Source organism: Leisingera sp. (assembly GCF_034669605.1).
Taxonomy (GTDB): Bacteria; Pseudomonadota; Alphaproteobacteria; order Rhodobacterales; family Rhodobacteraceae; genus Leisingera.
The window spans coordinates 1-7005 of the sequence record NZ_JAXMOX010000221.1 but is presented as its reverse complement, the minus strand read 5'-3'; the positions used below and the strand labels follow the sequence as shown (position 1 = coordinate 7005).

8 protein-coding genes are annotated in these 7005 nt (G+C 60.7%); 1 reads left to right on the top strand and 7 read right to left on the bottom strand.

Annotation, left to right across the window (positions count from 1 at the left end; translation table 11 throughout):
- The 6 genes from VOI29_RS20865 to VOI29_RS20840 form a co-directional block, all read right to left on the bottom strand.
- Positions 1-194 (bottom strand): phosphate ABC transporter permease family protein (locus VOI29_RS20865; protein WP_323783298.1); only part of this gene is annotated, 194 nt, incomplete at its 3' end.
- A 110-nt stretch (positions 195-304) separates the two neighbouring features.
- Positions 305-1345, bottom strand: coding sequence for a substrate-binding domain-containing protein (locus VOI29_RS20860; RefSeq protein ID WP_323783295.1), 1041 nt, complete (start codon positions 1343-1345; stop codon positions 305-307).
- 204 nt (positions 1346-1549) lie between these two features.
- Positions 1550-2590, bottom strand: a complete 1041-nt coding sequence (locus VOI29_RS20855; RefSeq protein ID WP_323783293.1) for an ATP-binding protein — start codon at positions 2588-2590, stop codon at positions 1550-1552.
- A 102-nt stretch (positions 2591-2692) separates the two neighbouring features.
- Positions 2693-3214, bottom strand: coding sequence for a gamma carbonic anhydrase family protein (locus VOI29_RS20850; RefSeq protein ID WP_323783290.1), 522 nt, complete (start codon positions 3212-3214; stop codon positions 2693-2695).
- Positions 3211-3852 (bottom strand): guanylate kinase, encoded by a 642-nt coding sequence (gene gmk / locus VOI29_RS20845; RefSeq protein ID WP_323783287.1) that lies wholly within the window; start codon positions 3850-3852, stop codon positions 3211-3213. The genes VOI29_RS20850 and gmk overlap by 4 nt, the downstream gene beginning before the upstream one ends.
- 16 nt (positions 3853-3868) lie before the next feature.
- Positions 3869-4765 carry a YicC/YloC family endoribonuclease gene (locus VOI29_RS20840; protein ID WP_323783284.1) on the bottom strand — a complete coding sequence of 299 codons (897 nt, stop codon included), beginning with the start codon at positions 4763-4765 and terminating at the stop codon, positions 3869-3871.
- Positions 4766-5004: 239 nt separating this feature from the next.
- On the opposite strand from VOI29_RS20840, the gene VOI29_RS20835 reads away from it, so the two are divergent.
- A complete protein-coding gene (locus VOI29_RS20835; protein ID WP_323783280.1) occupies positions 5005-5835 on the top strand; it encodes a PAS domain-containing protein in 831 nt (276 codons plus the stop codon).
- Positions 5836-6002: 167 nt separating this feature from the next.
- Here the strand turns inward: VOI29_RS20835 and VOI29_RS20830 are convergent.
- Positions 6003-7005: 3-deoxy-7-phosphoheptulonate synthase class II (locus VOI29_RS20830; RefSeq protein ID WP_323783277.1), on the bottom strand; the 1003-nt coding region annotated here is incomplete at its 5' end.

Here is a 7005-nt window from a genome sequence, read left to right as displayed (position 1 = left end):
ACCAGCAGCCAGACTACCAGCACGGTGATGGCGGGCACAAAAGCCGACAGGGCAACATGGTAGCCATAGTAGGACGGCAGGGAATGCAGCTCTCGGGCATCCCCTCCTGCTGTGCTGAGTGCGCGGGCGCGCCCCCAGTAAAACCCTGCTGCGGCCAGCGCAAGCAGGAGAACGACAAGCCAAATCGTAGGCATGGAGGGCTCCGTTGGGTGGTTGCGAAAAGGCGGCGACAGTGCCGGGCAGGCAACGAGAGCCGGGGCGGTCGGATCCGCCCCGGCGTCACTGGTTCAGGTCCGGGGCAGGATCAGGAGTTGCCGCTCATCACCGCCTCTTGGGTCACGGCTTCCTGGGTGTCCGCCAGTTCCGGATCGGCAACCAGACCGTATTCGGCCAGCGGGCCATCGGGGCCGGCAACCTCATCCGCGACGAAGAACTCGGCATATTCCTTTAGTCCGGGAATGACGCCGATGTGAGCTTTCTTGACGTAGAAGTACAGCGGGCGGGAAACCGGGTATTCACCGGTTGCAATGCTCTCGGTCGAAGGAACAACGCCGGACATGGTCGCCACCTGCAGTTTGTCGGTGTTGTTTTCATAAAACGCCAGGCCAAAGACACCAACGCCGTCTTTGTTGCTTTCGATGCGGGCCAGGGTCTCGGTGTAGTCGCCGTCGATGTCGACGGATTTGCCGTCGGTGCGCAGGGCGATGCAGGCCTTTTCAGCCGCTTTCTTGTCGCCGCCGTTGGCTTCCTTGAAGGCGTCAAAGGCGCCGGTGGCTTCGCAGCCCGCCAGGATCACCTTGTCTTCGAACACTTCGCGGGTGCCGTGCTTGGTGCCCGGCACAAAGGCCTGGATGTCCACCGCCGGGAAATTCGGGTTCACATCGGCCCAGGTCTGGTTGGTGTTCTCGACCAGCTGGCCGTCGACCAGCACCTTGTCGGAAAGAGCCAGGAACCAGTCCGTCGGGGTATATTCGAAGGCGTTGGCGTTAATGTCGGAGGCAAAGACGATGCCGTCGTAACCGATACGGACCTCAATGATGTCGGTGACGCCGTTTTCCGCGCAGGCGGCGATTTCCTTGTCTTTAATCTTGCGCGAGGCATTGGCGACGTCGATGGTGTTTTCACCGACGCCTTCGCAGAACCGCTTGAGCCCCGCCGAGGAGCCGCCGGATTCAACAACCGGGGTCGGGAAGTCGAAGTTTTCGCCAAAGGCTTCTGCGACAATCGAGGCATAAGGCAGCACGGTGGACGAACCGGCAACCTGCACCTGATCGCGGGCTGCTGCTGCGGTGGCCGATACGGCGGCGATTGCCAAGGTGGAAGCGGTCAGTTTCACAAAAGACATTTGTGTCTCCAAGAGTTTCAATGGTCGATCACCCCGTCGATGATCTTGCGCCCCCACTTAGAAGCCGCTGATGAGCCTTTTGTGACGTCCGTGTAACAGCTGCATGACAAACCGCGTTTCGTCAGTAAAAAGTGACGCGGAAAAGAGAACCACCGCCGGGTCGTTCGGCGGCAGCTTGGATAGCTTGCTAGCAGCTTGAGGAGCTTATTCCGGCAGGATGACTGTGAAAACGGACCCTTGCCCTAATTCGCTTTCTACCCGCAGCCGCCCGCGATGGCGGTTGATGATGTGTTTCACAATTGCCAGCCCCAGCCCGGTGCCGCCCATTTCGCGCGAGCGGTGGCTGTCGGCGCGATAGAAGCGCTCAGTCAGGCGCGGCAGGTGCACGGGATCGATTCCTGGACCGTTATCTATCACCTGGACCCGCGCGGCTGCTGCGCGCACGGCCGGGTCCCTTTCGGACCGGCTTAGCAGCACCCGAACCTCATCGCCGCCGTATTTCACGGCGTTTTCCACCAGGTTGGTGAAGACCTGTTGCAGCTGATCCGGATCACCAGTGACCATGATGCCGCCTTGCGGTGCCTCCAGGTTCATTGACACGCCGCGGGCCTCGGCAACCGGGACGAGGGTTTTCAGCGTCGAACCTAGGTGGGCACCCAGATCGACGCTCTGCTTTGGCCGCACCCGCTCTTCGCTTTCAACCCGGTTCAGGGAAAGGAGATCTCCGACCAGGCGGTTCATCCGGCTGGCCTCACCCTCCATAATCGCGAGAAACCGATCGCGGGCGGCGGTGTCGTCCTTGGCCGGGCCTCGCAGTGTTTCGATAAAGCCGATCAAGGCCGTCAGCGGGGTGCGCAACTCATGGCTGACATTGGCGACGAAATCGCGGCGCATCTGGCCGGCCTGCTCACGCTCGGTCACGTCGTCAAAGCAGACCAGTACCGCGCCGCCGCTGACCGCACCGATACCCGGCACATAGCGCAGCGTGACAGCAAAGGTGGTGTCCTGGGCGCCGTCATTGGCCAGGTGGCGGGCTGTTCGGGGCTTCCGGTCCCGAAGGCAGGCTTCAATCGCGGTTGCGACGCTGGGCTGGCGTAGAACAGTAGCGAAGTGACGCCCCTTCCCCTCCTGGCCGAGCAAGGGGGCAGCGGCGCTGTTCTCGGCGATGAGTCGTTCGGTCTGGTCCACCAGCACAGCAGGCATCGGGATCGCCGCCAGAAATCCGTCAATCAGATCAGTTGTCATCAGACCTCCGCGTAAATGTTTACGGCCTGCCTAGCGCCGCTGTGTAAAGCTGATATGGCGGACCCGCGCAACCAGCGCAAAAAACGGCAGACGCCGGCCCGCTTACAGCGGCTTCAGCCCGGCCCGGAAGCGGCGCATGTTGCTCTGATACAAGAGCGCGCTTTGGGTCAGTTTTTCAGCCAGCGCTGCATCCACCTCGCGCACCACCTTGCCGGGGCTGCCCATCACCAGAGAGTTGTCGGGAATTTCCTTGTTCTCAGTGATCAGGGCGCCGGCGCCGATCAGGCAATTCCTGCCGATCCTGGCGCCATTCAGAATGGTGGCGCCCATGCCGACCAGGGTGTTTTCACCGATAATGCAGCCATGCAGCATTGCCTTATGGCCGATGGTGCAGTTCCTGCCGATGGTCAGCGGGTAGCCAGCATCAATATGCATCACCACGTTTTCCTGCACGTTGGTCCCCTCGCAGATGCGGATTTCCTCGTGATCAGCGCGAATGGTGACACCGAACCAGACCGACGCGCCTGCCTCCATCACCACCTTGCCGATCAGGTTGGCATCCGGGGCGACCCAGGTGTCTTCATGAATCTGCGGCTGGTGATCGCCTAGTGCATACAACGTCATGACTGTTCCTCGAACTGGGTTTGCAGGGTGCGGACATGGTCCTGAAGCCGGGGCTGCTGAATACGGCGCATGCGCTCGGCTTCGACAATGGTCTTCAGGCGGGCTTCGGTCTCGTCCAGATCATCGTTGACCAGCACATAATCGTAATAGCCCCAGTGGCTGATCTCGTCCCAGCTTTTCTGCATCCGTTTGGAGATCACATCGTCACTGTCCTGCGCGCGGGTTTCCAAGCGTCGGCGAAGTTCAGGAATCGACGGCGGCAGAATGAATATCGACAGTGCGTGCTTGCCGAGGTCCGAGTTGCGGATCTGGATTTCGCCCTGCCAGTCGACGTCGAAAAGAACGTCCTGGCCTGCCTCGATGGTGTCCTTCACCGGCCCCGCAGGGGAACCGTAGAAGTTACCAAACACATGAGCATGCTCCAGCATGCCGCCTTCTGCCACCTTCTGGCGGAACTCGTCCTCGGAGATGAAGAAGTACTCGCGGCCGTGCTCCTCGCCCGGACGCGGGGCGCGAGTAGTGGCGGAGACCGAAAATTTCAGACCGGGATCCCAGGCCATGAGGCGGCGGGCCAAAGTGGATTTACCGGCGCCCGAAGGCGATGAGAGGATGATCAAAAGGCCGCGGCGGTCCGCCATCTGGGCTCTCCTTTTCTTATTCTATGTTCTGCACCTGCTCGCGCATCTGGTCGATCACGGTTTTCAGCTCAAGCCCGACCGCCGTCAAGGCGCTGTGCTGCGCTTTTGAACACAGCGTATTGGCCTCGCGGTTGAACTCCTGCATCAGAAAGTCCAGCTTGCGGCCCACCGCGCCGCCGTTGGCCAGAAGATCGCGGGCAGCGGTAACATGGGCGCCGAGACGGTCCAATTCTTCGGTGACATCTGCCTTGACCGCGATCAGGGCCAACTCCTGGGCCACGCGGTCCGGATCTGCGCCTTCGGCATTGTCCATAACCCGCGCCAGATTAGCCTTAAGCGTTTCACCCATTTTCAGTTTGCGCTCTTCGGCGCGTTTCCCGGCCTGGGCCGTCAGCGCGGCAACTTCCTCCAGCTGGCTGTTAAGGATTTGGGCAAGCGCAGCACCCTCGGCCTCGCGCATCTGCACGAATTCGGCCACGAGAGTTTCCAATTCCCTGCTCAGCCGCTTAACCAGCGGCGCCGGATCATCATCACCCGCGGACTGCTCCAGAACCCCTTTGAAGGTAAGAACTTCGGCGGCAGAGGCCGGGCGTATTTCCACCCTGTTCTGCTTGGCAATGGATTGTGTCTCAGCCAGCGACTTGATCACCGATTGCAGAATGGCAGCGTTGATCTGCATCTGCCCGGCGCCGTCTTCGCTGCGCGAAATCCGCAGGGTAAGCGAGACATTTCCGCGCGCAAGAGCTTTACCTAAGGTTGAACGAACATGAGTTTCAAGGCCTTCCAGCCAATCCGGCACCCGAAGACGCAGATCCAGGCCCTTGGCATTGACAGATCGGAGCTCCCAGCTCCAGCTGTGCTGGTCAGCGCTGCCTTGCTCCGAGGCAAAGGCGGTCATGCTGCGGATGGTCATGGGACTGGCTCTCTTGTCGCTGATGATTGGACAGCTCTACTGTCTCGAAAGTATAGGGTGCAAGTGCAATCGCATAACCGCGGGACGACCATCGTGTTAACCATTGCTTAAAGAAGTAGTCCAAATTTGAATTATATTGTGTCATCTTAACTTCAAGGTAACCAAACCGGCCCTAAGAGTTAACGCAGCCGCCGGTTGCCGCAACCAAAGGGAAGGCCGGGGTTGGAGGGGATGAAGAAATGATTTTTGGCAGCCGCAGCGGAACTGAAGTGACCACTGGTCAGGACAAGGTTGTTTCCATGAACCGCTTCCGCAAGGGCGGCTCGCCATCGCCACTGCGCCAAGCGGAAGCCTATTGGACCGCGCTGCGCCGCGGCGACGATGTGCCCAGCCGCTCGCAGATTGATCCGCGCGGGCTGGAAAACATCCTGAGCAATACATTCATTCTGGAACGGATCGCGCCTGGCATCGCCCGCTTCCGCCTCGCTGGAACGCTGGTGAATGAAATGGCAGGCATGGAGGTGCGCGGCATGCCGGTGACCGCGTTCTTTACCACCGGGGCCCGCAAACAGCTGAGCTCGGCGATGGAGCACATGTTCGAAACACCCGCCATTGTTGAACTGATGCTGCAAATCGAAGCGCCGCGCCAGCGCGCGCCGCGCGATGCCCGTATGCTGCTGCTGCCATTGCGCAGCGATCTGGGCGATATCAGCCGGGTCCTGGGGGTTTTGGTCGCAGATGATGGGGCCGCCGCCACCTCGCAGCGTTTCTCGATCTCGTCGATCGAAATGCGCACGGTCGGCAAAGCCGCTGGCGCTGCCGGGTTCAAAGCCAAACCGCGGGACGCAGTTGCCGACAAGCGCCAGGACGCAAACCAGCCTAATCCGGGTTTTGCGGAGACGCAGGCCCGGTTCAAACCCGAACGCTCAATCCTGGACGAGGCCAAGGCGCTGCTGGAACGCAGCCGCGCAGGGAAGCTTGGGGAACCGGCGGACACAGCCGCAGCGGCCCCGGATAACGGTAAGCGCAGGGCTGCTTCGCATCTGCGTCTGGTGATTAGCCGGGACTGACACGCGGGCGCCGCGATACGTCCGCGGCGCAAAAGTATCATCTTTTCAAGTCCAAGGTCATAGCACTTGAAGGGACTGCGCCCCGCGGGATAACCCCCGGGGCGCTTTTTTTGCATGTGCAGAGATCTGCAAGCCACGCGCCGTGACAGCGCGCGTCTGTTAGGGCCTCAGCCAGCCTGACGGGTGTTCTTCTGCGAGGCCCGCAAGGCAGACAGTTCCTCGGCCACCAGGAAGGCCAGTTCCAGCGATTGGCTGGCATTGAGGCGCGGATCGCAGGCGGTGTGGTAGCGGTCGCTCAGATCCTCATCAGTCACCGCCCGGACACCACCAGTGCATTCGGTCACATCCTGGCCGGTCATCTCGAAATGCACGCCGCCCGGGATAGTGCCTTCGGCATTATGTACGCCAAAGAAGTCGCGCACTTCGCGCAGAACGCTGTCGAAGGGGCGGGTCTTGTAACCGGTCGAGGATTTGATGGTGTTGCCATGCATCGGGTCGCAGACCCAGGTGACATTGGCGCCCTCGTCCTTCACGGCCTTGATCAGGCGAGGAAGATGCTCGCCGGCCTTGCCTGCACCGAAACGGGCGATCAGGGTCAGCTTGCCTTCTTCGTTCTCCGGGTTCAGGCGCGACATCAGAACCTTCAGGTCTTCAGCCGTGGTGGTCGGGCCGCATTTGAGACCGATCGGATTCAGCACGCCGCGGCAGAATTCCACATGGGCACCGTCAGGCTGGCGGGTGCGGTCTCCGATCCAGATCATGTGGCCGGAACCTGCCAGCCATTTTCCGGAGGTCGAATCAAGCCGGGTCAGCGCTTCTTCGTATTCAAGCAGAAGCCCTTCGTGGCTGGTGTAGAAATCAACGGTCGAAAATTCATGGGTGGTGTCGGCGGTGATGCCGGCGGCGGCCATAAAATCGATGGTGTCCTGAATACGGGTCGCAATCTCGCTGTATTTCTGGACTTCCTGCTCATCGGTAAAGCCCAGGGTCCAGGAATGCACCCGGCTCATATCGGCAAACCCGCCGGTAGAGAAAGCGCGCAACAGGTTCAGCGTTGCGGCGGCCTGGGTATAGGCCTGCAACATCTTTTGCGGGTTAGGAATGCGCGCAGCAGAGGTGAATTCCAGCTCATTGATGATGTCGCCGCGATAGCTGGGCAGTTCAACGCCA